Raw genomic sequence first — 25,628 nt, 5'->3', positions numbered from 1 at the left:
ATATGGCTCATCTGTGAATTAACTCACTTTATTAGCCCTGAACAAACACTAAGGTAGAAGCACGCAAGAATTGTCTCTTGTGATTACTTACGGAGCGGTAAAATGAAAAACCTGATGGCCGCATTAGAAGCCCGGCTGATGCCGCTGGCTGCCAAAATGGCGCAGCAGCGCCACCTCGGCGCCATTCGCGACGCCTATATCTCGTTCATGCCGTTTATTATCGTTGGTTCCATTCTGCTGGTGATCTCGTCCTTCCCAAGTACCCATTACCAGCAGTTTATGGCTTCTGTTTTTGGTGAGGGGTGGTCCGCCACCGTTGAGATCCCTTTTAACGCCATCTTCTCTACGATGGCGGTGTTTATCAGTTTTCTGGTGGCCTACCGGCTGGCGGAACGCTACGACATCGACAGAATGTCATCGGGCATTTTGTCCCTCTCCTGCTTTCTGATCCTCACGCCTTTTGCGAAGCACCCGGACGTCGGCAACCTGATTCCGATGGAATGGCTGGGATCGAAGGGGCTGTTTGTGGCGATGCTAGGAGCGCTGGCGAGCACGGAGCTTTTTGCCTGGATGCTGCGCCAGAACTGGGTGATCAAAATGCCGGATGGCGTCCCACCGGCGGTGCAAAAATCCTTTGCCGCCCTCATCCCTTCGCTGCTGATTCTGATTGTCGCCCTGGCGGTTCGCGTCCTGTTTGCCAAAACCGACTACCACACCATTCACCAGTTCGTGTATGAAGTGCTGGCGACGCCGATTCGCCACTTCGGCACCTCTTACATTGGCGCACTGTTCACCTGTTTCAGCATCACCAGCCTGTGGTCGGTGGGGATCAACTCCGGCTCGATGGTCAACGGCATCCTCCGTCCGTTCTGGATGGAAAACCAAATGGATAACCTGGCCGCCACGCAGGCCGGGATGCCTCCCCCGCACGTAGTGACGGAACAGTTCTACGACATGATCTGGATGGGCGGCGCGGGCGCTACATTGTCTCTGGTGATTGCTATGCTGCTGTTTGCCCGCAGCCAGCACATCAAAAACGTTTCGCGCCTGGCCGTCGGCTCCTCCATCTTCAACATTAACGAGCCGGTGCTGTTTGGCCTGCCGGTCATCATGAACCCCGTCATGCTGATCCCGTTCAACCTTGTGCCGCTGGTGCTGGTCACCGTGCAGTACATCGCGATGTCCATTGGCATGGTAGCCACCACCACCGGGGTGTATATCCCCTGGACGCTGCCGCCGGTATTAAGCGGATTTATCGTCACCGGCCACCTGAGCGGTGCGGTTATCCAGATAATCAACCTGTGCATCGGGGCGCTGATTTATCTGCCGTTCCTGAAAGTGGTCGACCGGCAATATCGGGCCAATGAATCACCGGCTCAAGTGACTGAACGTAAACCCGCCACGGAGTAGTTAAACATGACGTTAGCAGCAAACTGGGGAACGATCGCCACCTGGCGTATGGCATGGGAAGGGATAGGTGAAGCGGCTGAACGGCTGCAGCAAGGCAGTTCGGCGAGCGATGCCGTCGTGCACGCGGTGAAATGCGTGGAAGATTACCCCTTCTATAAATCGGTCGGTTATGGCGGCCTGCCGAATGAACAAGGCGAAGTCGAACTCGACGCCGCCTTTATGGACGGTACCAGCCTCGCGCTCGGTGCCGTGGCGGGGGTAAAAAATATTGCCAATCCGATTCTGGTGGCCAAAGCCCTGAGCGAAGAGCGCTTCAACAGTTTTATGGTCGGCCAGGGTGCCGAAGCGTGGGCCAAAGATCGGGGTTTTGAAAGCAAAACCATGCTGACCGAGCGCGCGTACAACCATTACCTGAAGCGCAAGCGCGAAACACTGGATCGCGGCTTAAGCCCGTACACCGGGCACGACACCGTGGGGGTTATCGCCCTTGACGGCCAGCAAAGAATGTCGGTCGCCACCTCCACCAGCGGCCTGTTTATGAAACGCCCTGGCCGGGTGGGCGATTCCCCGGTCTCCGGCTCCGGCTTCTATGCCGACAGCGAAGTGGGTGCCGCGACGGCGACCGGCCTCGGGGAAGACCTGATGAAAGGCTGTATCAGCTATGAAATCGTCAGCCGCATGGCGCGCGGCATGTCTCCCCAGCGCGCGGCTGAGTCCGCCGTGTACGATCTTGAAGCCCGACTGATTGCCCGCTACGGCCGGGCAGGCGACCTGTCCGTCGTCTGCATGAACAACCGGGGCGAATACGGCGCGGCGACAACCATCGACAACTTCTCCTTCTCTGTTGCCACTCCAGCGCAGCCCGCCCAGGTGTTTCTCACTACCAGGGACGGCAACCGCACGGTCATCCGCCCGGCAGACCGCGAGTGGTTGGACGCCTATAAGCAGCGCATCACCGCGGAGGTAATCCAATGAAATGTATACTCGTTTCACCCGATGCAGCCTTTAACAACGCTCATCTTATCTTGTGGGACACTTCCCTAAGCCGCTGGCCAAACGCCCTGCAATCCTTGCTGGAAGAGATGTCAACCCACGATGAACCGCAAACCACCACCTTTGGTTTACGGGGTATCTGTGCGCGGCTGTCGCTGCTGCCTTCAGCAGAAATCACTCAGCCAGCCGTACTTCGCCAGCTGCTTTCCGCCGCCGAAGCGCTGCTGCCCTCCCCTGTTTTGCAGCCCGTGGCGCTGGATCTCGCGGGCTTTAATCTGGCGGATGAAACCACCTTTGTTCGCCTGCGCACGCTGCTGATTGCCCTCCTCAACCGCTTCTATCAGCTGCCGCAGCTGGGCTATCGCGAAGACGAACCGCAAAGCAATGGCGAGCTGTGGCTGATTACCGAACCCAATAATGCGCTGGCTCGCCGTCTGGCTTCCCAGGCCGAAGCCATCGCGCAGGGCATGCTGCTCTCTCGCCAGTTGGCGGATTTACCCGCGCTGAATTGTCGGCCACAGGATGTGGCGCTGCGGGCGGAAACCTGGGCCCGCCAACACCCGCAAACCCAGTGCGAGATTCTGGACGAGCAGGCCATTTTTGACCACGGACTCGGCTGCCTGCACGCCACGGGAAAAGGCAGCGTCAACCCTCCCCGGCTGGTGACGCTGCGCTGGCAGGGTGCCAGCGAAGAAGCGCCAGTTTACGCCCTCGTCGGGAAAGGGATCACCTTCGATACCGGCGGAATGTGGCTGAAAGAAGGTGAAGGCATGCGCACCATGAAATATGACATGTGCGGCGCGGCAGTGGTGTTCGGCATGATGGAAACGGTGAAGCGTCTTAAGCTGCCTATTAACGTCGTGGCCCTTATGGCGCTGGCGGAAAACATGCCCGGCAGCACGGCGATGATGCCGGGTGACGTCGTGCGCTCCTACTCGGGGGCCAGCGTCGAAATTATTAATACCGACGCCGAAGGGCGGCTGGTTCTCGCCGACGCGCTCAGCTACGCCGCAGCGCATTTTAAGCCCGCCGAAATGATCGACGTCGCCACGCTGACCGGCGCGGTGGTCAAAGCGCTGGGCTACGATATTTCGGGCTTAATGAGTAACAATGAAGCCCTAAGCCAGCGCCTGCAGCAGGCAGGTAGCCTGACACAGGATCGCGTCTGGCCGCTGCCGCTGGACGAAAGCTTTGACGGTCAGGTCAAAAGCGTCATTGCCGACTACACCAACACGCCACCCAACAACGCCGCCATTGCGGTGTCCGCCGCCCAGTTCCTGAGTAAGTTCTGCCCCCAGCGTCCGTGGGCACATCTGGACGTCAGCGGCACCGCGCTGTCGCGTGGGAAATTCACCCAGGCCAGCGGCCGCCCGGCACATTTGCTGACGCAGTATTTCTTGTCGCTGTGTGAAGGGAAATAGCGTTGCCATGACTTAAACGCCCCAATGGGGCGCTTTAACGATGGGAATGATGAAGTTTCAGCCACGCCTCGGGCGTCAGGTTTTTCAGCCTGCTGCGGATAATCCTTTTATTGAGCAGATCTTCAAACTCCAGCAGCACCGCCCCCAGCCCCAGCCGCTTATCAAAGCGCTCGCCGTTCAGCAGCGCTTCCAGCGCCTGGTGGTAATTGCCCTGCCCGGCTTTTTCCAGCCAAGCTTCCTGCTCCACAGCCTGTAAAGGCACGCCCAGTTCCCCTGCAAGCTTGTGCGTAAAAGAGCAAGATTTTGCCGTTAAAGAAAGTACGGCGAGCGGCAACCCTTCCCGCAAAAAGCCCACCAGCGGCTCAGCCACCTCTTCACTGCCGCGCTCGCGCAGCGCAACGGCCATATAGCCGGAGGTTCTTTCACTGAACACCAGCAGTTCACCTTGCTTATGGCTAATCGTCTCCGGCAGCGAGAAGGTATCCAGCGTAAAATGGCCCGGCGTCTGGCTGAGCGTTGGCTTAGCCATGCGCGACAGCTGCCAGTTTTGCAGCATACGGCTGACGCTTGCGCGGGAAATCCCCTGCTGAATCAGTAAGCGAGCAGCTTCGAGAAGTTCATCGAGGGAAAGCGCCAGGCGCACGCGCAGGAAGATCAGCATCGATTCCTGCTCGTGACTTAACGCCCGATGAATGGTATTCGGCCGGTGAGATTTGTCGTAACAGTCGGCGCGTTTACGCCAGCGCCGGACGGTATCGACCGAAATGTTCAGCTCCTCCGCCAGCTCGCCGTCCGTTTTCGCGGACTCCTGAATGTACTTTCGCGTACGCGGCGTTGTTGTGGCGTTGGAGTGCAGCTTTATCTCCATCGAACCTCATCCGTCGGGTTAAAAAGGAAAGAGAACAGTATAAAAGCTTCCCTGTCAGCTTACTGCGCAAATCATCAAAGTCAGGCTGAAAAAGAGGCGCAAGCGATTGCACATCAGGTAAGACCAGCGCTGGCAAAAAGAGTAGCAAAATGTGCGCAAACTAAGTGTTTCTAGGGTTAACGTCACGCAACGAAACTATTTACTCCGTAATTATCTTTTATTTCAATACGTTATAACTAATTCAATTTTTTTGATTAAGGTCGTCAATTCTCTTCGATTTATTCTTCCACAAAAAAGTGTGACCATAATCACATCGACGGAACAACGTCACCTTAACAGAACAACCTGCGAGAATTTAGCCATGAAAACCATCAAATATGCTGTAGCTGCAATTGCTCTTTCTACTCTGTCTTTCGGTGCTTTCGCTGCCCAATCCGTAAACGAAGCCCAGGCGCAGAACCTGAATAAAATTGGCGTTGTTTCCGCCACTGGCGCAACAACTCTGGATGGCCTGGAAGCAAAACTGGCCGCTAAAGCAGAAGCCGCTGGCGCAAGCTCTTACGCGATTACTTCTGCCAACACCGAAGGCCAAATGAGCGGCACCGCGGTTATCTACAAATAATCCCGCGCTCAAGTAATACCCTCATCAAGGCTGGTACCCTCATCGGCCTTGATACCACTACCCTTGTTTAACCCTGATGTTACCCTTGTTTGCCCGCGATGCCTGTCGCGGGCTTTTTTTTGTTTAGCATTCAGAATACGTCGGCAACCCGCGCCAGGCCGGCCTCAAGCGTTGCAGCCTCTCCGGTAGCAACCAGGCAACAGGCCATCTGAATTTTCAGCGACTGCGGGACCGGCTCAACGCCCGCCACGCAGCGCTCAATCCAGCGGGCAGTGACTTCAGGATCTTTGCCTGATGGCAGCACGACGCCTTCGTGTTCGGCTTGCCGTTCGCTCACGATGCGGGTGCCCTGTCCATCAATCAGCGTTATTTGCGGGCAGCGCAGCGGGTTGGCGTACACTTCACCTTCGGTGCCATGCATTAACAGCCCCCGCCCGCCGATATCAGCAAAAAACTTCGCCACTTTCGGCACATATTCCGGGTGAGAAACGCTGGCCAAACGCAGCGCGGCCTCCTCCTCAAACGGCGTGGCCAGCTTCGCCAGCGTGTGCGCGCTGTTACGCACCCCCATGCGCCAGCGCATTGCCAGCTGGTTTTCCATCGGCGGGCAAAGCGCGCTAATCGGCAGATAGACGGGATGATGAGATTCAAGCTTCGCCTGTGCCTGTCCGGCGTGGCGGGTCGGCTCAATGCCCAGCAGCGTAAAGATGGTTTCCGTCAGCACTCGGGTGGGATCTTCACTCACGCCGTGGATCACAACCGGGTAACCCAGTTTGTTGAGCAAAAGCGCCAGCAGCGGCGTGAGGTTGGCCTGCTTGCGGGCGCCGTTATAGGAAGGAATGACAATCGGCATCGGCTTGCCGGGCGGCGGCGTGAGCGTAATGACATGCTGCTTCATCGCCTCATAAAAACCGAGCATCTCCGCTTCGCCTTCGCCCTTAATACGCAGGGCAATCAGCACCCCGCCCAACTCAAGGTCAGGCACTTCGCCCTTCAGCATGTGGCTATACAGCCCGCGCGCCGTATCAAAATCGAGATCTCTGGCGTGGTTTTTCCCACGGCCAATTTCTTTAATGATTTTGCGATAGTCCATCCAGACTCTCCTTGCTATTTCTTGCTCACACGTTTGCGCCGTACAGTGTGTTTCGGCGTCGTTATTATCACTTTTGCTTCCGGCGCCTCGGGCTGTTCAATCGGGAACACCGGCAGCGCGGCCAGCAGACGCTCGCCGTAGCGTTTACTCAGCAGGCGGCGGTCGTAAATGACTATCTCACCATAGCAGGCGTGGCTACGAATTAAACGCCCAACTTGTTGAATCAGATTAAAAGAGGCGCTGGGCAAACTCTGCACTTCAAAAGGATAGCGGTTGAGGCTTTTCAACCACTCCCCTTCGGTGACCACCACCGGGCTGTCTACCGGCGGGAAGGCAATCTTATGAATGTGCACCTGAGTCAGCAGCTCGCCTTTCAGATCCAGCCCTTCGGCAAAAGATTGCAGGCCAATCAACACGCTGGTTTCCCCGGCCTGAACGCGCTGGCGATGCAGCTCTACCAGCCGGTAACGGGGCTGATCGCCCTGCACCAGCAGCATCAGCCGCAGATCGGTGACGTGGGTTAAAAACTGCTGCATGGCGCGGCCGCTGGCGAACAGCACCAGCATCGCTTTATGCTCGCCCTGCGCCAGCTGCGCCCGGAAGAAGGCCGCCATCTCGGCAATATGCTGCGCCTCGTGCTCCATCAGCGGCTCAAAGCGCATTTTGGGGATAACGATTTTCCCTTGCTCAATATGATTAAACGGCGAGTCCAGATGGATAAACCGGTCGCCCGCTTTCTCACGCAGGCCGCTCATCTCCTGCAGGCGATCAAAGCGGTTGAGCGAGCGCAGCGTGGCGGAGGTCACAATCACATGCGGCACTTTGCGCCACAGCATTTTTTCCAGCTGATCGCTGACGCGGATCCCCACGCAGTGGAAGAACAGATGCGGCTGCCCCTCGCGGATTTCACGCGTCACCCACTTCGACACTGGCGCGCCGGAGGCCTGCTCCATCGCCGCCAGCTTCCACAGCTTGCTCTGCGCTTCAAAAAAGCCTAGCGCCCGGTTCATTTGCAGCAGCGCCCGGTGCAGGCGCACGATATCGTGGCTGGCGTTTTTTTCGCTCAAATCGTTGAGCAACGCTTCCGACAGGCCGCGCAGCGCCTCCATCAGCTTCGCGAGGCGCTGGCAAATCACCATGATCTCTTCGGGCAGGACGCCCATTTCAAAGCGGTGTTCGCCTTCCCGTTCCCCCGGCAGCCAAAGGCTAACGATCGCGTTAAACGACTGCAGCAGCTCATACACCTCGTCGCAGTGATTGGTCAGACGTTCAGGCACGGTCAGCGGCGGCGGGCTTTTGGGCCGGAACTGCGCCATGCAGGTTTCCACCAGCTTGCTGAACAGGTCGAGCTGCAGGCGGCTGTAGTCCGGCGTTATCTCCGCGCTCATCTCCAGCGCGTCGCGGGCAACGTCCGCCAGATGATGGCCTTCGTCCAGCACCAGCAGCAGATTTTTCGCCTCCGGCAGCACCGCGTCGCTTTCCAGCGCCGCCATCACCAGCGCGTGGTTGGCCACGACCACTTCCGCCTCGTCGATTTCCCGGCGGGCCACAAAGAACGGGCACTCTTTATACCAGTGGCAGTTTCGCCCCAGGCAGCTGGCTTTATCGGTGCTTAGCCGTCGCCAGAGATCGTCGTCAATCGCCTCATCGGTGTGATCCCGCAGCCCGTCCCATTTATAGCCGTCGAGGCTGGCTTTAAGTTTGGCGCAGCGCTGCTGTTCGGCTTTGCTGGTCGGCGACATTTCATCGTCCAGAAACGCCAGCAGATCGCCCTGCGTAAAGTTATCGGTCGCCAGCGCAGCCAGATTGCGCGGGCACACGTAACGCCCGCGGCCAAAGGCGGCGGTAAACTTCAGGTCAGGAATGATTTTGCGCAGCAGCGGCAGATCTTTGCTGTAAATTTGATCCTGCAGCGCCACGTTGGCGGTGCTGACCACCAGCGTTTTTTGATCCCCTCTGGCGATAGCAATGCCGGGGATCAGGTAAGAGAGGGTTTTGCCGACGCCGGTCGGCGCTTCAATAGCCAGATGCCGCCCTTCTTCACCGGCAAGGGTCTTCGCCACCTCGGCGATCATCTGCCGCTGAGGCGCTCGCGGAATAAAATCCGGGATCTGCTGCTGTAACGCCTTATACCAGGCACCTATTTGCGCTTTTTGCGCCGACGACAAAGCCATAACATCACTTCTTTCTCTGGATAATTTAAGTCACAGAACGGCGTCTGTGGCCCGAATTATGACGAGATACTGTATAAACAGCCACTATTGTTTTACTTTTACTCCCCTGACCCTGCCGTTTTTTGCCTCTTCCTGGAGGTTCATTCAGAAAAACGTTTTAACCGCACGAAGGCGGCTAAAACGTGAGGATCGCGGTTAAACCAACCACGCGGCCAGCTTTTCGGCCTGCTGCGCAAAGCGGTTAAACAGCCGCTTGAGCACTTCCGGCTCCAACTGATGGAACGGCAGACTGCTCCACTGCACAACCTGCTGCTGGTCGGGCAGCAGCCCGGTGAGCACCGGGGGATAATCCATCCCCAGCAGATTAGCCTGCAGCAGCACCGTCAGCGTGTCGGTATCGCTCAGCCGGGTGGGCTGAACGGGCAGCATGCAGCTCAGCAGCAGGTGCCCAACCGGCGATTCGCTGATCTCCAGCGTCACGCCCTCGCCAAGCTCAACGGAATAGCCTTCTGCGTTCTCAAGCTCGACTCTTTGCCCCAGCTCATCGGTCAACAGCGGCTGCAAAACTTGCGCTAATTTTGAAGGTGCGGGCATCGTTAGTTACCTATGATTCGCCGGAAAGCGGCAGTGACTGAGTTAGATCGAGGCCGGGTTCGGGCCGGGGCTGGTGCAGTGCCGTAGACATCCGGCGGAATAACCGGCGGCTCACGGTAAACCGGTCGGCTTGCCATCGCGTGCATAGGCGCATGGGCGTGCACCGGCGGCGGGCCATAGCTGTAAACCGGCGCTGCAGCTGGCGGTGGGCCGTAGCTGTAAACCGGTGCAGCCGCTGGCGGCGGGCCGTAGTTGAACGCGGGGGCATGACCCGGCAGCGGAACCGTGCTGTACATCCCTCCAGGCGCGGGAGGCGGTGGGGCATAAATAGGCATCGGGGCCGGACGAATATCGACGGAGTTTGCCCGGCGACGAGGGGCTGCGGGGGGAACCGCATTGGATGCCGTTCTCGGGCGGCGGCCACGGGAAGAAGATTCCGCGGCGAACGATTCCGTGCGCTGACGAGGCCGATCGTTACTGGTGAACGTTGGCGCAGGTGTCCCACGCTGTTGCGCATCTACCGCAGCCTGAGGCCCGATCATTCGGGAACGCATCTGCCCGACGGACAGCGACTGGTCAAAATGTTGCACAACGCCCCGGCTGTCGGTGCCATCGTACTGAATACCCAGGTTGTTGGAGGCGTGCCGCTGCACGTATCCTGGCCCCGCCACCACCGAGTCCCGCAGCTTTTCAGGGCTTAGCTTCGCGAGTTTTGGCGCGGCCTTACGGAACGCTTTATCCACTTCCGCCTGCGTCGCTTTCTCGCCACGCAGCAGCTTCTCGCGGACATCATCGTCCCGGTGGCCAACAGGATACGTATGCAGTACGTGGTAACTGTCGCCGAATTTCGCGTCTTCTATCCGCATGGCTCGGCCAAATTCCGGCCAGGGGTCGGACACCACAGACCGCCCGTTCTCCCGCGGATCGCCGATGATCACAAAAGCGTGGTCGACATCGCGGTTATGCACTACGGAAACCGGCTGTTTGACGCGGGAGTTCGCCAGCAGTAGCGCATTCACCGCCGCCATTTCGCCGCAGTTTCCCGCTCGAAACTTAGAGGCCTCCCAGGCGCGCACGGTGTAGTCCCCGTTGCCCGTTTCCTTCTGCGACAGAAGCGTTCGCTTATAGGATTCGGCCATCGTGGCGCGAACATGGTTCTTTTGGTTACCCGACCCCATGTCCAGAATGCGCCAGGTATCATCTATTGCCTTATTGGCGTAATAGAGCGCGTCAGCCCGGCGCGACGACACGTTCACGGTGCAATCGAAATGCTGAGTATTATTAGGCTCCAGCGCGAGGCGCATGGAAACCCGTCGGTTTGAGTTACCGCTTATCAGGCCTGGATCGACCCTCAGGCTGGTATCAACGTTGTTTAACGGCATGATATCTCCCCACTTTAGTTGTTGCGTCAACAGGTTATGTGGGGAGAGCGGCGCGGTGGTTCCTGCTGCGGAAGAATTTACCCTGCGGCGTACTGCCCGCGCAGCGGCAGGCCGTGCTCATGGCGAATACCGTTTTCGGACAGCGCTTCCCCCGCATACTTGCCGATGCCCACCGCGCGGGATTCCTCCTGCCCGGCCGGCGAGCCCGTATCGTAGCGGTCGGAAGTCCCTCCGGTGTAGGTCCCTTTCATCATGCGATAGCCGTGTACCAGCTCATGGGCAAGCGACACAAAAGCCAGCGAGGGATCGTCCAGCAGGCTTGGGCGGCCGTGGGCATCGATAGCCACGGACTGCCGCGGGTTCCAGTCGACGCTGACGCTGGTCCCCTCGCCTTTTTTGCCGAGCGGCTGTTTTTGCGCTAATTGCGTCGCTTTTTTATTGTGCGCCTTATCGTACTCGCTGCCGGAGAGGTGAAACCGGCGGACCTGAGAGTCGGTCAGCACCGGGCGGGCAACCGTATTCGCCATCGCCGTGACTTTCACCTTAACGTACCGGCCCTGGGTACTGAGGTTACGCAATTCGCCCACCAGGCTTCGGCCATTGGGCCGACTGAGCAGCTTATGCAAAGCGCTTTCGGCAGCGAGATAGTCTTCCGGGCGGTGATATTCAATGGCGATATGTGGCGCCACATGGCTGGCAGAAATCGTACTCATCTTTTCCCCTTGGTTGGACGTTAACGTCGCAGCATCAGCGCTTCAATCTGGCGGCGCTGAAGCCGATCTTTTTCTGTCTCCGGTGCAGCCTGGCGCTCACGCGGCGCGGCAGGCTGGCACCAGCGGCCAATCACCGACAGCGTCCAGCTCAACCGCTCCAACAAAGGCAGCAGCGTGTCGAGATGCAGTTCGTCCAGGGGTAACGCCGCCCAGACCACCAGCTGCGCACGCTCTTTATCGGCGGCAACGGTGATGGCTGGCTGCTGGTCAATGTTCAGGTTGGCCTGTAACAGCTCGAGAAGCAGCGCCTCGCCGGGATTGTCCGGCAGCGCCAGCAGGCCCATCATCGCCAGCGTCAGGTTTTCCGTCAGCTCCAGGAAAACCTGCTGGCCGCCGTCGAGGGTTAACGAGTAGTAGCCCTGGGCGTTGTACACCATGCCAGGCGCATTCAGCTGTTTAAACAGCGGCTGGAGTTTGTGGTAGAGCTGCTCGGCAATCACCATGATTTCACCTGTCTCGGTCAGGAACATGGGGCGTGAGTGAGCGGCAGGCGAAGTGGGTTCCAGGGGGAACTTGTAACAAGCTGCAACCTTATCGCCCCCGGCAAAGCTAGATTCGCCGCAGCGAGGCTGCTATGTTCATTTAACACGCGTCTTTGCAATTCGTGCGCGATGATTATTCTTATAAAAAAGAACGATTTAATAACTATAAATTATGGATGACAGACGGTATGGCAATCAGACTCCTCCTCGCGGACGATCACATTTTGATGCGCGAGGGCCTGAAACAGATTTTTTCACTGGATAAGAAAATTAAAGTGGTGGCGGAAGCGGGCTGTGGCAAAACGGTGCTGTCGCTGCTGACGGAAATTGACGTCGATGTCCTGCTGCTGGATCTCTCCATGCCCGGCGACTCCGGGCCGGAGCTGGTGCAGCAAATCACCCGCCTGTGGCCGATGCTGCCGGTGCTGGTGCTGAGCATGCACAACGAGCCGCAAATCGCCCAAATGGTCCTCGCCAGCGGCGCCCACGGCTTCATTACTAAAGACCAGGCCCCGCAAACGCTGCTGCACGCCATTCATCGCGTCGCCTCCCGCCAGCGCTACATTGATCCCTCCCTGGCGGAAGCCATCGTCTTTTCAACCCAGGAAAACGACCAGCTTCGCCGCTACGCCACGCTATCCCAGCGTGAGAAGCAGATCCTTCGCCTGCTGAGCAGCGGCGAAAACATCAATGGCATCGCAGAAACCCTAAGCATCAGCAACAAAACGGTCAGCACCCATAAGACCCGGATGATGGAAAAAATGCAGTTCGACAACAACGCCGACATCATCAAGTTTGCTATTCGCTATCATAAACTTTAGCCGGGGCCGGCAGGGCATAAGGGATCTCGATATGCACGCAGCTCCCTTTGCCCGGCGTGCTGTGGATGTTAAACGTCCAGCCTTTCATCATGCAGCGTTCGCGCATACTCAATAACCCAAAGGCCCCGTCGGAGACCTGGCCCGGATCAAACCCCTGCCCGTCATCATTGATACAAATCAGCACGACTTTGCCCTTTGTAAGTACCTTCACCTCCACTTCCCGCGCTTTGGCATGCCGCTGCACATTGGTGAGCGACTCCTGCACCACGCGAAAAATCGCGGTGACCTCATCGTCACACAGCGACACCGGCAGCGGCTGAATCGTCAGCGTACACACGCCGGAACGGTGCTTGTTGAACTGGTCCCGCAGCCAGATAAGCGCGGGTTTCAGCCCCATGTTCAGCACCGCCGGGCGCAGTTGGGTGGCGATATCGCGCACCACTTTGATGGTGCCATCCACCAGCTGCGTCAAAGGTTCAACTTCATGCTGCAGCGCAGGATGATTCTGGCCCAACAGCGAAATCCCCACCCGTAGCGAGGTCAGATGCTGGCCCAGCTCATCATGGATTTCCCGCGCCATATGCTTGCGCTCGTTTTCGACGCTGCTTTGCAGCTTTTGGGTCATCTGCCGCAGCTGTTCGTGAGTCTGCCGTACCTGCTGTTCGGCAAAATATTGCCGGGAGGCAGGACGGGCGATCACCAGCACGGACTTCAGCGTCTGCTGCTGGGTAAATTCAGGAATAAAACGCGCCTGGTAGATTCTCGACACCCGCAGGTCGGATCGCATGCCGTGCAGCACGGCCTCCAGCTGAATATGCTTACTCAGCACCAGCTGCAGCGACCAGCCGATCTGCTCCATCAGCGTCGAATCGCCGATAAGCGAGTTGATCTTCAGCCCGATGGCCGCCGCGCTCTTGGGCATGCACTGCAGCGCCGTTTCGTTGGCATAGAGCAGCCGCTGTTCACTGTCCACGCGCAGAATCGCATCCGGCATATTGTCCAAAATGTCGCGAAGTTCGTTTTCACGATCGTAGTAAAAACGATGAATATCATTGCGATAGCGGGTATCGCACACCACCATCATCACCCAGTTCTGCCGCTGAAACTCGAAGCGGCTCGGGCAAACCTCGACCGGAATAGCCTGCGTTGCCGCCTGAAACCGGGCGTTAATTTTATCGCCGTAAGGCGAATGTTCTGGCCGATCCAGCTGCTGCTCAACCACCGCCAGCAGCGGCAGGTCGCCATAGCCCCGCAGCCGGGTAAAAATATTTTCACCCACCAGATGCCCGGCCCTTGCCTGGCCGGCACCTTCCGGCAGACAAAGACTGAGCGCCTTGTGGTTGGCAAAAACAATATTGAAATCCCTGTCAACAATGAAAACCAGCTCGCGCATGCTATTGAAAGCGGCGCTCAGCAATGCCTGAGTATCATTGGGCCGTGGGTGCGGCCCGCCGTCTTGTTTCATAGAGTGTGATTCTTCTCGTTCAGGGAGTAACGAAGCACCGCTCGCTCAGTTCAGGCTGTCCCACCCCAGATCCTGTTTCAAAGATTGTCGGAGACGGGAAAGACGGGAACGCACGGTGCCGATAGGAATAGTCATCCGGTCAGCCGCTTCCTGGTAACTGATATCGTGATCAACGATCAGCTGTAATAATTGCTGATAATCTTCAGGTAGTTGCGCAATGCGCTGCAACACTTTCGACAGGATGTCCTTACCCTCAGTCACCCCTTCCGGCTGCTCCGAATGCAGCAGCGTACCGAGCACATCATCGTTTAACTCATCGTGCAGGTAGCTCACTTTGACGGATTTATAGTGATTTTTCACCAGGTTTACCGCAATCCCGAACATCCAGGTTTCCGGGCGCGACGTGCCGCAAAACTTGTGCTTGTTACGAATCACTTCATACCAGGTGTTCTGCACCAGGTCTTCTATATCGGCAAAATTTGCCACGCGTTTACGAATAAAATTGTACAGCCGCTGTTCGTTGTCGCGCATCACGCGCTCCCAGTTAACCACCGGAAACTCGCCCTGCACAACGTGGGACTCAAAAGCAGCCTGCGCATCCGGGAAAACCTGTGATTCGAAATCAAACATTGCTGACATAGTGAACACCTTTTTATGGAATAGATTCAGGAGTTCGTCCTATAGCAAGCGCCGTGCCAGCGAAAAACATCAAACCAACACATTGATTAGTAACAATTAATTTTTATTAATCAGATAAATATGAGCAAAAACACACACAGCCCGAAAACGGGTTTGTGCAACTTTTTACACATCCCCAGCGGCGGAAATTTTTTATTTGTCGGGGAACCGCCCCAGGCCTTAGCCCACACACTGACAGGCGAATCGGGTAAGGCACACCGCAATGAACATGAGAATCCCCCAGCACCACCATCACCACAATCTGCGTCTTGAAACCGAACAGGCGGACGCCCTGGTCGATGAGCTAATCAGCGACACTAATAACGATAAGAGCGCGGCGAGCAGTTCCTCGTCCGCCACTCGTGCAGCGCCCGCGCCGCAGCGGCCCGGGGCCGCTCAGGAGTCGATGGCGTCAACTTTTGCGGAAAGCATCGAACAGAAAATCAAACATGAGGAACAGCGCACGCAGGCCACCCAGCTGCGCCGTATCTCCGTGGCGGCAATCAAGGTCACTCACCTTGTAGAACTGGGGAAACTGCTAGAAAGCCCGTCGGGGAAAGAGCAGGCCGAGCAGGAATCGGCTTTTGAACGAATGCTGTCAGGTGGCGACGGAAAAAACCCGACGCTGGATGATTTGCTCGAACAGGCCAATCACGACCCGGCTTCTGCATTTGTCACCCTCAGCCTGATGGCGATGCGCCTGCGCAACGGCAGCAACCCGGCGCTGGCGGCACGCGTCGAGCAAATGCTTGCCGACCTGCAGCAGCAGCACCCGGAAAAAATTAACGCCGGGGTGAATACCGCTCCTGCAATTGCCGCCTTCAGCAGCGATCCGGCGCAGAAGCGCGAAATGCGCAAGCTCTATTACAGCGGCGTGATCAACCAGCAGTCTGCCGACAACATCATGGACGTGCTGCTGGACAAGTTTGGCGTCGATGGCTTCGTGCCCGCATTACGTACGCTGCAGCGCGCGCTTTCCGATGACATCGCCGCCCTGGCCCCTTCCGCCCCGCCGACGGCCCTACGCCGCCTGCTTTCCGGGCTGAACGACACCCGCGCCATTACGCACACGCTGTCGGAAGTCGCCCAGTTCCTCGACCGCCTGAAGAGCAAATATTCCCACGTCACGATGGGGGCCGATGTCATGACGCGCTCCTTGCTCAGCATGTGCCGCAACGGCTTCTATTCCCGCGACCTGACCCAGCTTGGGCTGCAGGTGGTGGGCGAAAAACCCCTGCAGCAGTCTCTCTTTTTCAACGGGCTGCTGACGCTGCTCCAGGCGCTGCCGGAGAAAATTTGGGGCGGGAACGATGAAACCCGTAGCAACGCCCTGCTTTTGCTCCGCACCCTCAACGGCGAATACGCCGCGTGGGAAAAACGCAGCCAGCTGGCGCAGTAAACGGACTTTACCAGGATTGAATAGCCCATGAACGCTTTGTTTAACCTTCTAAACCGGCTGGCAATAACCGCCATGCAACGCTCCGAAGTCGTCGGGGCTTTCATCGCGCTGGCGGTGGTGTTCATGCTGATCATCCCGCTGCCGCTGGGGCTGATTGACGTCCTGATTGCGGTCAACATCAGCGTGTCATGCCTGCTTATCATGACGGCGATGTACCTGCCCAAACCGCTGGCGTTCACCACCTTCCCGGCGGTACTGCTGCTGACCACCATGTTCCGCCTCGGGCTGTCTATCTCCACCACGCGCCAGATCCTGCTGCAGCAAAACGCCGGGCATATTGTCACCGCCTTCGGCAACTTTGTGGTCGGCGGCAACCTGGCGGTGGGGCTGGTGGTGTTCCTGATCCTGACGGTGGTGAACTTCCTGGTGATCACCAAAGGCTCAGAGCGCATCGCCGAAGTGGCCGCCCGCTTTACCCTCGATGCCATGCCGGGCAAGCAGATGTCTATCGACAGCGACCTGCGCGCCGGGCTGATTAACGTCCAGCAGGCCAAAAGCAAACGTGAAGATCTGGCGAAAGAGAGCCAGCTTTTCGGGGCAATGGACGGCGCCATGAAGTTCGTGAAAGGCGATGCCATTGCCGGGATTGTGATCCTCAGCATCAACATGGTGGGCGGCTTCTGTATTGGTGTGCTGCAGCTGGGCATGGCCGCAGGCGACGCCGCCAATGTCTACTCCATTCTGACCATCGGCGACGGCCTGATTGACCAGATCCCGGCGATGCTTATCTCCCTGACCGCCGGGATGATGATCACCCGCGTGTCGGCCAACGAAGACATTCCCAACAACAACATTGGCCGAGAAATCAGCGACCAGCTAACCAACCAGCCTAAGGCGTGGATTATGTCCGCCATCGGCATGTTCTGCTTCAGCCTGCTGCCGGGCATGCCCACGGCGGTGTTTATCGTGCTCGGGATAATCACCCTGGGCTCGGGGCTGTTTCAGCTGTGGCGCGCCAAACGCGCGGCGGCCACCACCACCGGCGGCGAAATTGTCGCCCCGGAAGCCAACGGCGAAGAAGACATTCGTACCTTCAACCCCAGCCGCCTGTTTGTCCTCAGCTTCTCGTCGGCTCGCGCCGGTGACCCGGCGGCCATGGCGCTTATCGAAGACATTCGCCGCCTGCGTAACCGCATCGTGAACCAGTACGGCTTCACGCTGCCGGTCTTCAACATCGATTTCTCACCGTACCAGCCTGACGATGAATTTCGTTTTCTGGTGTATGAAGTGCCGAAAGTGATTGGCACCTTTACCTCCAGCAAACGGGCGCTGGACTACCGCCTGCTGGCCCAGGAAGAAACCGGGACAGAACTCAGCACTGAAACCTATCCGCAGGAAAAAGGCTGGGCGTGGCTGGAAGAAAACGATCCTCTGCTGGATAAATTCCAGATGGAGTCCTGGAGTTCGCACCAGCTGCTGCTGGCCCGCATGGAAGAAGCGCTCTTTGCCAGCGGCCCGCGCTTTATCGGCCTGCAGGAGACCCGCGCCATTATCTCGTGGCTGGAGATGGACCTGCCGGAGCTGGCGCAGGAATTCCAGCGCATCTTCCCGATCACCCGTCTGAGCGCCGTGCTGCAGCGCCTGGTGGCCGAACGAATTTCGCTGCGTTCGGTGCGCAGCATCACCGAATCGCTGATTGTGCACGGCCAGCACGAGCGCGATGTGGGCCTGCTGGTCGACCAGGTTCGCATCGACATCAAAGAACACATTTGCCACCAGTACAGCCACGACGGCGGGATACAGGTTTGGCTGCTGACGCCGGAAACCGAAGAGATCCTGCGCGACAGCCTGCGCCAGACGCAGAACGAAACCTTCTTCGCCCTCAGCCAGGACAAACACGCCCTGCTGCTGGACCAGCTCCGGGAAGTGTTCCCCCTGTTCCAGCGGCAAACCAGCGTGCTGCTGTCCGCCCAGGATTTACGTAGCCCGCTGCGCCTGCTTATCCAGGACGAATTCCATCACGTCCCGGTGCTGTCCTTCGCCGAGCTGCAATTTAACCTGCCGGTAAACGTGCTGGGGCGCATTGATATTCACGAAAACGCGCTTGACGCCTTCACTGCATAAAGGGTGCTGCCATGTATGAGCTGAGAGTATTAAACGGATTACATGAAGGCGCGGCGCTGCCGTTAAGCGGCGAACGCTGGCAGTTGGGCAACGCCGCCGACAGCGATTTGCAGCTCAACGATGGCGGTATTAAAGCCAGCCACGCGCTGCTAAGCCGCAGCGCCGAAGGCTGGATGCTCACGCCGATGGAAGGCACCGTTTGCCACCGCCACGGCGAACGCCTGAGCGCGCAGCAACTCTGGCAGCCCGGGGAAATCTTCGCCGTCGGCGGCGTCTGGCTGACGCTTGCCGCCGCTGACGACGAATGGGATAACCACCCGCCACCGCCGTTGCCTGCTGTCAGCCCGAGTCAGCCAGAATCCGCTATACGCGAACCCGTCGGCGGGACACAAAGCATACCAGCGCCGACCGCGCGCCGTTCGCTGCTGGCAAGGATCCTGCCCCGCTGGGCGCAAATCTTCACCTTGTCCAGCCTGATGCTGCTGACCTTCACCATCTTCAGCTGGGTGCTGCAGCCCGGCATCGCCCAGCAAAACAGCGACGATGAGCCGCAAATTAAACCGGCGATTACCAATAGCAACGAACTGCGCAGCCTGGTGGAACAGGATCTGCGCGAACGGGAGCTCTATAACAAAGTGCTGCTGACCAGTACGCCGCAGGGCATTACGCTCACCGGGGATTTGCAGGAAAACCAGCTGCCGATTGTCAGCCGCATGGTGGACAGCATCCGCAGCGATTATCAGCTCAAGGTGGCGCTCACAAACCAAACCAAAGTGCGCGAGGCCGTGCTGCCCTTCCACATCGTGCAAATTACCGCCGGGCCGCACGCCAACATCGTGACCGAGGACGGGCAGCGCCTGTTTGTCGGGGACGAACGTAACGGCCTGCGCCTGACCGGCATTACCGGCGACAGCGTGCAGTTTGGCGGCAAAGAAAACATCGCGGTGAAATGGTGATGGGACACTATCAGTCCGACCTCAACGCCTGGTTTGCCCAGCGCCATAGCAGCCTGAGCCAGCTTTCCGCCGTCAGCGCCTACGGGCGCATCACCGGCATCAGCGGCATCCTGCTGGAAAGCAGCTTGCCGCAGGCACGCATCGGCGACCTGTGTCTTATCAGCCGCAGCGGCGACACCGAAGTGATGGCCGAAGTGGTCGGCTTTAACCCCCGCCACACTTTGCTTTCCGCGCTGGGGCCGCTGGACGGCATCGCCCAGGGCGCTCGCGTCACGCCGCTGTTTCAGCCCCATTCTATTAGCGTGTCGGACAGCTTATTTGGCAGCGTGCTGGACGGCTTTGGCCGCGCCATCGACGAAGACAGCCTGTCGGCTTTTGCGCTGGCCAGCGAAACACCGGACGCCCGGGGCGTGCTCGGCGACGCGCCACCGCCCACGGACAGGCCGCGCATTGATACTCCGCTGCCGACGGGCATTCGCTCCATTGACGGCGTGCTGACGATTGGCGTAGGCCAGCGCGTGGGCGTCTTCGCCGGGGCTGGCTGCGGCAAAACGACCCTGCTCGCTGAAATGGCGCGCAACACGCCGTGCGATGCCATTGTGTTTGGCCTGATTGGCGAACGTGGCCGCGAACTCCGCGAATTCCTCGACCACGAGCTGGATGCCGAACTGCGCTCACGCACCGTCCTGGTGTGCTCCACCTCTGACCGCAGCAGCATGGAACGCGCCCGCGCGGCGTTTACCGCCACGGCCATTGCCGAAGCGTTCCGTAACAAAGGCAAAAACGTCCTGCTGATTATCGACTCGCTGACGCGTTTTGCCCGCGCCCAGCGTGAAATTGGCCTGGCGCTCGGCGAACCTCCGGGCCGGGGCGGGCTGCCGCCGTCGGTCTATACCCTGCTGCCAGGGCTGCTCGAGCGCGCCGGGAAAACCTCACGCGGCTCCATCACCGCCCTTTATTCGGTGCTGATCGAACAGGACTCGATGAACGATCCCGTGGCCGATGAAGTCCGCTCGCTGATAGACGGCCACATCGTTTTGACCCGCCGCCTGGCGGAGCGCGGGCACTACCCTGCCGTGGACGTGCTGGCCAGCCTGAGCCGAACCATGAGCAACGTCGTCCCACGAGAACACATTGCCGAAGCCAGCGCGCTGCGCCAGATGATGTCGGCTTACCAGCAGGTCGAAATGCTGATCCGCCTCGGGGAATACCAGCCGGGAAATGACCCGATGACCGACGCCGCAGTGCAATCTCAGTCGGCCATCAACGCGTTTTTACGCCAGGCCAACCACGCCCCGAGCGACTTCGTCGACACCCGCCAGCAGCTACAGGAGGTGATTGCTTATGCGCCGTTATAGCGAGGCTGAAACGCCGCTCTCACCGGACCCGCAGCAGGTTGCTCTGGAACAAGTGCTGACGCTCTTACTGCCCATCCGGCGGCGACGCTTACGCCGCTGTGAAAGCGAGCAGCGCCAGCATGAGCAGCAGCTCCGGCGCTGCCGGCAGGCCGTCGAGCAGGGCGAGCAGCAGCTGGCAGAGCAGAAAATCGGCTATTTGCAGCTGCGCAATAATTTCGTGCCGCAGCACGCGGGCGTCACGCAGCCGCTTAACGACCTGCGGGAGACGCTGGACGTTGAGAAATCCAGCCGCGCGGGCGTGATTCAACAAATTCAGCACACGCACCAGCTACAGGAAGAGGTGCAACAGCAGCAGGAGCGGCTGACCGCCGCGCAGTCAGCCGTACAGCGCTGCCAGCGGGACATCGAAAAAATGGAGTATTTGCTCAACCAAAATCAGGGGAACGCTTTATGATTCACCACGCGCTAAAAAACGCTCACCCGCAGCCCAGGCTTTGGCAGCAGGCCCATCCGGCCCCGCAGCCGCATCACCAGCCCGAGAACGCCCCGCAGGCACCCACGCCTCGTGCACCGCGCACGCCGGGAAATAACACGCCCTTCATGCCGCAGATGCCCGCTCGCAGCACGTCCTCGTCCGGCCGGGCCAGCGATCGCCAGAAGCTGTCGCGGGATGAAAAAGAGTTCAGCGATCTCCTGTCTGACGATGAGCCCGACCCGGTGATGCCCATTCTGGCGCTTAACCTGTTTGATGGCTCGCTCGGCGGCACGGAACAGCCGCAGCAGGCCAGTGAATCCCCGTCTTCCGCCCTGCGGGCGATGCTGGAATCGCACCTGATACAGGGCATTGAACAGCAGGAAAGCCTGCCCGCCCGCTTTAGCCTGCTGCTGCCGGATTTAGGCGAAGTGGTGGCGCAGGTTACCCCGGCCAATGGCGATGGGCTGGATATTGCCCTCGGCTTTTCCGCCGAGGCCTGGGACAAAGTTCGCGGCTTTGAACAGGATGGACAAGGCTCGCTCTGCGACCGTCTGGGGAAAAAAGTTCGCCTGCGCTTTAAGCGGCGGGAGGCGGTATGAAACGCCTGGTGCTTGCCGCTCAGTCACCGGATGAAGCCCGCCTGCGGCGCTGGACCGGCAGCGGCTGCCGGCTCCCTTTCTTCCGGGAAGCAATAGCCGGAGAACTTCGCCTCCTGCCCTCCCGAGCGCTGATCCAGCCAGATATGCCGGGTGAAGCTTTTCACTGCGCGGCTGGCACGCTGCTTTTTAGCGACCCGCTGCCGGTGCTGGGGCTGCTGGCCGATTGCCCGGCGCTTCCAGGCGTCTCCACCGAGGACAATGCCTGGTACTGGCGCTATTTCAGTCAACAGCTCAGCCCTGAACTGGCCGAACTCTTTGAGTTTCTGCAGCCCGCAGAAGAACGGCAAAAACCTGACGTCACGCTGCGCCTTGAGGTTTTTCTCGGCGAAGCCCAGGCCTGCACGCTGCTGTCGCTCTCCTGGGCCACGCTGCATCGGCTTGCTCAGCATCCGGCCTGGCAGCGGCTGATGGCCCCGCTAAACCCTGGACTCCCACTCCAGTTACCGCTGACCGTTGGCAAGCTCCAGCTTTCCGCCGGTGCCGCCCGCCGTCTGGTTAGCGGAGATTTGCTTTTGCCCTCAGAGACGTTCTTCTCGCCGGAAGGACACGGCGTTATGCCGCTGGCGAGGCGACAATTTCAGGTTCACCTGGAACTGGCGAGCGAAACCACTCACAGAGACTTACTACACATTACGTTTAGCGAGGAGCTAACCATGACTTACCCGAACGCCCCCCTGGAGTACGACGATCAGCAGGACGGCGAAGAAGTGGTACCCGCCGGGGAATGGCAAACAACACGGGGGAGTTTCGACGACTTGTCGCTGGATTTAACCATCCGCTGCGGCAACCTACAGCTGACGCTTGGCGAACTCCAGCAATTGGATGCGGGGTCAACGGTATTGGTTCAGCACGTCACGCCGGGCGAGGCGCTGCTGTGCCACGGCAACAGCCTGCTGGCAAAAGGTGAACTGGTGGACGTTAACGGCACGCTCGGCTTCCAGGTCACCCGCATGCTGCGCCAGACGGGTACGGCCATGGAACCCGTGTGATGGCCGAGAATATCAGCTCATTCAATCCGCTGGCGCTGGCCATCCTGCTGGGAGCCATTTCGCTGCTGCCCCTGCTGCTGATGATCACCACCAGCTTTCTCAAGATTTCGATGGTGCTGATGCTGACGCGAAACGCCATCGGGGTGCAGCAAACGCCGCCCAACATGGCGCTGTACGGCATCGCACTGGCCGCCACGCTGTTCGTGATGGCGCCGGTATTCGACGGGATGCAAACCCGCTTCAAAGAGAAGCCTCTCGATACCACCAGCGCAGAGCGCTTAGAGAACAGCTTACAGTACGGCATTAAGCCGCTGACCGACTTTATGCTGCGCAACAGCGACCCGGACCTTGAAACACACCTGATGGAAAACAGCCAGCGCATGTGGCCGAAAGATCTGTCTGAGAAGGTCGTCCACCAGCGCGACAACCTGCTGATCCTGATCCCGGCATTCGTGCTGTCCGAGCTGCAAAACGGCTTCAAAATTGCCTTTTTAATATTTATCCCTTTCCTGGTGGTGGACCTGATTGTCTCCAACGTGCTGCTGGCGCTGGGGATGCAGATGGTGTCGCCGATGACCATCTCTTTGCCGCTCAAAATTCTGCTTTTTGTCATGGTGAGCGGCTGGACGCGCCTGCTGGACGGCCTGTTCTACAGCTATATGTGAGGACGTTATGGACATGATCTACATGTTTAAGCAGGCGGTGCTGATGGTGGTTGTGCTCTCCGCGCCACCGCTGGTAGTGGCCGTGCTGGTGGGCATTGTGGTGTCCCTGCTGCAGGCGGTGTTTCAGCACCAGGATCAGACCCTGCCCTTCGCCATCAAGCTGGTGGCCGTGGGTACCACGCTGGCGCTGAGCGGCCGCTGGATTGGCCTGCAAATGGTGGAGCTGGCGCAGTCCGCCTTCAACATGATGGCCGCGTCCGGAACCCTGCGATGATCGCCGCCGAACTGACGCCCATTTTCAACGGCATGCTGGGGCTGGGGCTGGCAATCGCCCGCATTTACCCGTGCGTGCTGCTGACGCCGCTGTTTGCGTTCTCTGCCCTGAAAGGCATGATCCGCACGGCGGTTGTCGTGCCGCTGGCGCTTTTTGTCACGCCGACTATTGTCCCGATGTTGACCCACGCCCCGCACACGCCGTGGGGCATTGTCGCCATGATGCTGAAAGAAGTGGTGCTGGGGATTTTTCTTGGCTACCTGCTGGCGCTACCCTTCTGGCTGTTTGAGTCGGTGGGCGTGCTGTTTGATAACCAGCGTGGAGCACTCAGCGGCGGCCAGCTTAACCCGGCCCTGGGCGCAGACGAAACGCCGCTCGGCTACATGCTTTTGCAGTGGTCGATGATGGTGCTGATCGTCAACTTTGGCCTGTCCCTCGCCACCCAGGTTATCTGGGACAGCTACCGGCTGTGGCCGGTGGACAGCTGGCTGCCCGACTTCCGCGAGCAGGGGTTCCTGGTGTTTCTCGGCCAGGTAAAGCAGATGTTTATCGACACCATTCTGTACGCTGGCCCGCTGGTGCTGCTCCTGCTGTTCCTCGATTTCGCCGTTGGCGTGCTCAGCATCTACAGTCCGCAGCTGCAGGCCACGGTACTGACCGTGCCGCTAAAATGCATCGCCGGGCTGCTGTTCTTTATCTTTTACCTGCCCACGCTGGAGTATTTCGCCGGCCACCAGTTCAGCAGCCTGCGCGATATGATCCCGCACCTGGCGGATATTCTGCCCGCCCGTCAAACCACCTGGTAATGCCGCTTCGGAGGGTGCCAAGCCGTGAGTGAAAAAACAGAGAAGGCCAGCCCCCATAAACTTCAGGAGGCCCGCAAAAAGGGCCAGGTGAGCCAGAGTCAGGACATCCCCAAACTGCTGATCATGTTCGGCGTCCTGCAGCTGATCTTTTCCATGATGGAGGCCAGCATGGCAAAGCTGCAGGCGCTGATGCTCCTGCCGCTGATGCGCCTCAGCAGCCCTTTCAACCAGGCGTTAGGGGAAGTTGGCGGTGCCGCGCTGCTGACCGTCGGGGTGTTTTTTATGATGACGGTGGGCACCGTAATCCTGCTGCGCATTGCCGCAGGCTGGATCCAGTTTGGTCCGCTGTTTGCCATCGCCGCGCTGGCCCCAAAGCTTGAGGCGCTCAACCCGCTGAATAAATTCAAAGAGATGTTTTCGGTAAAGCAGTTTATCCAGATCCTCAACAGCCTGCTGAAGGCCATCACCCTTTCGGTGGTGTTCTGGCTACTGATCAAACCCCGTCTGTCGCAAATGGCCAACCTTTCAGGCGGCACGCTGGACGGCTTCTGGCATGCGGGCGTGGCGATTCTGGAAACCCTCGCCCACACCATCGTCGGCGTGATGCTGGTGTTTTCGGTAGCCGACTTCGCGCTGCAGAAATACTTCTTCCTCAAGCAGAATCGCATGAGCCACGAGGACGTGAAAAACGAGTACAAGCAGATGGAAGGTGACCCGCACACCAAAGGCCACCGCAAACACGTCGCCCACGAAATCCTCAACGCACCGGCAAAAAAAGTCACCCCGCAGGAGATGGAAAAAGCCGACGTGCTGCTGGTGAACCCGACGCACTACGCCGTGGGGCTGCGCTATCTCCCGGACGAAACGCCGCTGCCGGTGCTGCTGTTTAAAGCACAGGACGAAGACGCCAAAGCGCTGATTAAACTGGCGCACGCCGCCAATATCCCGGTGGTGCGCTACGTCTGGCTTACCCGCAATCTTTACCGCACCACCGAAGAAGGTGCCTATATCCCACGCGACACGCTAAAAGCGGTGGCCGCTATTTACCGCCTGCTGCGCAAGCTCGAGGGCCGCCTGAAGGGTGAAACGATTGAGTTTGAGGAGTAACGGGGACGATTTTCCCTTACTCTGGGTTCTTTCTTAACCA

At 58.9% G+C, this 25,628-nt stretch carries 25 protein-coding genes; 16 read left to right on the top strand and 9 right to left on the bottom strand.

What is annotated here, in order from left to right:
- Nucleotides 1-102 precede the first annotated feature (102 nt).
- From celB to A936_RS20045, 3 genes are read left to right on the top strand one after another with little or no spacing between them, the layout of a single operon-like run.
- Nucleotides 103-1,410, top strand: a complete 1,308-nt coding sequence (gene celB / locus A936_RS20055; protein ID WP_008461020.1) for a PTS cellobiose transporter subunit IIC — start codon at nucleotides 103-105, stop codon at nucleotides 1,408-1,410.
- A gap of 6 nt (nucleotides 1,411-1,416) precedes the next feature.
- Nucleotides 1,417-2,385, top strand: coding sequence for a glycosylasparaginase (locus A936_RS20050; protein WP_008461018.1), 969 nt, complete (start codon nucleotides 1,417-1,419; stop codon nucleotides 2,383-2,385).
- On the top strand, nucleotides 2,382-3,824 hold the full coding sequence (locus tag A936_RS20045; RefSeq protein ID WP_008461015.1) for a leucyl aminopeptidase family protein: 1,443 nt from the start codon (nucleotides 2,382-2,384) through the stop codon (nucleotides 3,822-3,824). The genes A936_RS20050 and A936_RS20045 overlap by 4 nt, the downstream gene beginning before the upstream one ends.
- Before the next feature lie 34 nt (nucleotides 3,825-3,858).
- On the opposite strand, the gene A936_RS20040 is transcribed toward A936_RS20045, so the two are convergent.
- On the bottom strand, nucleotides 3,859-4,692 hold the full coding sequence (locus A936_RS20040; protein WP_008461013.1) for a helix-turn-helix domain-containing protein: 834 nt from the start codon (nucleotides 4,690-4,692) through the stop codon (nucleotides 3,859-3,861).
- 361 nt (nucleotides 4,693-5,053) lie between these two features.
- Between A936_RS20040 and ybiJ the strand changes: the two genes are divergently transcribed.
- On the top strand, nucleotides 5,054-5,314 hold the full coding sequence (gene ybiJ / locus A936_RS20035) for a DUF1471 family protein YbiJ (protein WP_008461011.1): 261 nt from the start codon (nucleotides 5,054-5,056) through the stop codon (nucleotides 5,312-5,314).
- 130 nt (nucleotides 5,315-5,444) lie between these two features.
- Here ybiJ and ybiB read toward each other — a convergent pair whose 3' ends face one another.
- From ybiB to A936_RS20005, 6 genes are all read right to left on the bottom strand, one after another.
- A complete protein-coding gene (gene ybiB / locus A936_RS20030; RefSeq protein ID WP_008461009.1) occupies nucleotides 5,445-6,407 on the bottom strand; it encodes a DNA-binding protein YbiB in 963 nt (320 codons plus the stop codon).
- A 14-nt stretch (nucleotides 6,408-6,421) separates the two neighbouring features.
- On the bottom strand, nucleotides 6,422-8,581 hold the full coding sequence (gene dinG / locus A936_RS20025) for an ATP-dependent DNA helicase DinG (RefSeq protein WP_008461008.1): 2,160 nt from the start codon (nucleotides 8,579-8,581) through the stop codon (nucleotides 6,422-6,424).
- Between the two features lie 195 nt (nucleotides 8,582-8,776).
- The gene (locus A936_RS20020; protein WP_008461007.1) at nucleotides 8,777-9,175 is read right to left on the bottom strand and encodes a CesT family type III secretion system chaperone; all 399 of its coding nucleotides are present in this window, start codon (nucleotides 9,173-9,175) and stop codon (nucleotides 8,777-8,779) included.
- A gap of 2 nt (nucleotides 9,176-9,177) precedes the next feature.
- Nucleotides 9,178-10,557, bottom strand: a complete 1,380-nt coding sequence (locus A936_RS20015) for a hypothetical protein (RefSeq protein ID WP_008461006.1) — start codon at nucleotides 10,555-10,557, stop codon at nucleotides 9,178-9,180.
- A 77-nt stretch (nucleotides 10,558-10,634) separates the two neighbouring features.
- Nucleotides 10,635-11,270 (bottom strand): XopG/HopH/AvrPtoH family type III secretion system effector, encoded by a 636-nt coding sequence (gene xopG, locus A936_RS22480; RefSeq protein ID WP_008461005.1) that lies wholly within the window; start codon nucleotides 11,268-11,270, stop codon nucleotides 10,635-10,637.
- Between the two features lie 20 nt (nucleotides 11,271-11,290).
- The gene (locus A936_RS20005) at nucleotides 11,291-11,773 is read right to left on the bottom strand and encodes a CesT family type III secretion system chaperone (RefSeq protein WP_008461004.1); all 483 of its coding nucleotides are present in this window, start codon (nucleotides 11,771-11,773) and stop codon (nucleotides 11,291-11,293) included.
- Between the two features lie 227 nt (nucleotides 11,774-12,000).
- Here A936_RS20005 and A936_RS20000 point away from each other — a divergent pair, with 227 nt between their 5' ends.
- The gene (locus A936_RS20000) at nucleotides 12,001-12,633 is read left to right on the top strand and encodes a response regulator (RefSeq protein ID WP_008461003.1); all 633 of its coding nucleotides are present in this window, start codon (nucleotides 12,001-12,003) and stop codon (nucleotides 12,631-12,633) included.
- On the opposite strand, the gene A936_RS19995 is transcribed toward A936_RS20000, so the two are convergent.
- Together A936_RS19995 and A936_RS19990 are read right to left on the bottom strand one after the other, a co-directional pair.
- On the bottom strand, nucleotides 12,611-14,098 hold the full coding sequence (locus tag A936_RS19995) for a histidine kinase (protein WP_008461002.1): 1,488 nt from the start codon (nucleotides 14,096-14,098) through the stop codon (nucleotides 12,611-12,613). The genes A936_RS20000 and A936_RS19995 overlap by 23 nt on opposite strands.
- A gap of 45 nt (nucleotides 14,099-14,143) precedes the next feature.
- A complete protein-coding gene (locus tag A936_RS19990; protein ID WP_008461001.1) occupies nucleotides 14,144-14,737 on the bottom strand; it encodes an RNA polymerase sigma factor in 594 nt (197 codons plus the stop codon).
- A gap of 262 nt (nucleotides 14,738-14,999) precedes the next feature.
- Here A936_RS19990 and sctW point away from each other — a divergent pair, with 262 nt between their 5' ends.
- From sctW to sctU, 11 genes are read left to right on the top strand one after another with little or no spacing between them, the layout of a single operon-like run.
- Entirely contained in the window at nucleotides 15,000-16,175 is a 1,176-nt protein-coding gene (gene sctW / locus A936_RS19985; protein ID WP_008461000.1) for a type III secretion system gatekeeper subunit SctW, read from the top strand.
- A gap of 27 nt (nucleotides 16,176-16,202) precedes the next feature.
- Nucleotides 16,203-18,299, top strand: coding sequence for a type III secretion system export apparatus subunit SctV (gene sctV, locus A936_RS19980; RefSeq protein WP_008460998.1), 2,097 nt, complete (start codon nucleotides 16,203-16,205; stop codon nucleotides 18,297-18,299).
- Between the two features lie 11 nt (nucleotides 18,300-18,310).
- Nucleotides 18,311-19,255, top strand: coding sequence for an FHA domain-containing protein (locus tag A936_RS19975; protein ID WP_008460995.1), 945 nt, complete (start codon nucleotides 18,311-18,313; stop codon nucleotides 19,253-19,255).
- Nucleotides 19,249-20,613: a type III secretion system ATPase SctN gene (gene sctN, locus A936_RS19970; RefSeq protein WP_008460994.1), complete on the top strand. Its 1,365-nt coding sequence runs from the start codon at nucleotides 19,249-19,251 to the stop codon at nucleotides 20,611-20,613. The genes A936_RS19975 and sctN overlap by 7 nt, the downstream gene beginning before the upstream one ends.
- A complete protein-coding gene (locus A936_RS19965) occupies nucleotides 20,600-21,067 on the top strand; it encodes a hypothetical protein (RefSeq protein WP_008460992.1) in 468 nt (155 codons plus the stop codon). The genes sctN and A936_RS19965 overlap by 14 nt, the downstream gene beginning before the upstream one ends.
- Complete coding sequence (locus A936_RS19960; protein WP_008460991.1) at nucleotides 21,064-21,687, top strand: type III secretion system HrpP C-terminal domain-containing protein; 624 nt, start codon at nucleotides 21,064-21,066, stop codon at nucleotides 21,685-21,687. Before A936_RS19965 ends, A936_RS19960 begins: the two co-directional genes overlap by 4 nt.
- On the top strand, nucleotides 21,684-22,736 hold the full coding sequence (locus tag A936_RS19955) for a FliM/FliN family flagellar motor switch protein (RefSeq protein ID WP_008460989.1): 1,053 nt from the start codon (nucleotides 21,684-21,686) through the stop codon (nucleotides 22,734-22,736). The genes A936_RS19960 and A936_RS19955 overlap by 4 nt, the downstream gene beginning before the upstream one ends.
- Nucleotides 22,736-23,401, top strand: a complete 666-nt coding sequence (sctR, locus tag A936_RS19950; RefSeq protein WP_008460987.1) for a type III secretion system export apparatus subunit SctR — start codon at nucleotides 22,736-22,738, stop codon at nucleotides 23,399-23,401. The genes A936_RS19955 and sctR overlap by 1 nt, the downstream gene beginning before the upstream one ends.
- Nucleotides 23,402-23,408: 7 nt before the next feature.
- Nucleotides 23,409-23,675: a type III secretion system export apparatus subunit SctS gene (gene sctS / locus A936_RS19945; protein WP_008460985.1), complete on the top strand. Its 267-nt coding sequence runs from the start codon at nucleotides 23,409-23,411 to the stop codon at nucleotides 23,673-23,675.
- Nucleotides 23,672-24,481, top strand: a complete 810-nt coding sequence (gene sctT, locus A936_RS19940) for a type III secretion system export apparatus subunit SctT (protein WP_008460984.1) — start codon at nucleotides 23,672-23,674, stop codon at nucleotides 24,479-24,481. Before sctS ends, sctT begins: the two co-directional genes overlap by 4 nt.
- Nucleotides 24,482-24,505: 24 nt before the next feature.
- The gene (gene sctU / locus A936_RS19935) at nucleotides 24,506-25,588 is read left to right on the top strand and encodes a type III secretion system export apparatus subunit SctU (RefSeq protein ID WP_008460983.1); all 1,083 of its coding nucleotides are present in this window, start codon (nucleotides 24,506-24,508) and stop codon (nucleotides 25,586-25,588) included.
- Nucleotides 25,589-25,628: the final 40 nt, after the last annotated feature.

This window comes from Enterobacter sp. Ag1, assembly GCA_000277545.1.
Lineage (GTDB): Bacteria > Pseudomonadota > Gammaproteobacteria > Enterobacterales > Enterobacteriaceae > Cedecea.
This window is presented reverse-complemented; position numbering and strand designations above follow the sequence as displayed.